Source organism: Bacillus sp. GbtcB10 (assembly GCF_019091365.1).
GTDB classification, from domain to species: Bacteria; Bacillota; Bacilli; order Bacillales; family Bacillaceae; genus Bacillus; species Bacillus altitudinis.
Map to the genome: position 1 here is coordinate 1 of NZ_JAGXJP010000212.1, position 262 is coordinate 262.

Annotated in this window: 1 pseudogene; it reads left to right on the forward strand. The window is 36.3% G+C overall.

Annotation, left to right across the window (positions count from 1 at the left end):
• Positions 1-262: pseudogene (locus tag KVT11_RS20120) on the forward strand (MMPL family transporter); the annotation flags it as partial.

Here is a 262-nt window from a genome sequence, read left to right on the forward strand (position 1 = left end):
TAGAAGAAGTCGTTCAAAAGTTAAAAGATGATAAGAAAGTATATGAAGTGAGAAGCTTATACGACGGGTTAACTGGTATGAAAGCAGATCAAGTCGCTGGAATGTTAGAGTCGCCAGAAGCAGCGAAACTAGCGCCTATATTTGAAGCATATACGAAAGAGAATAAGACGACGGTAGAAATCTTTTTAAAAACGAAACCACGTACTGAAACTGCTAAACAGTGGGTTCGTGATTTTAAACAAGATTATAAAGAAACAAATGT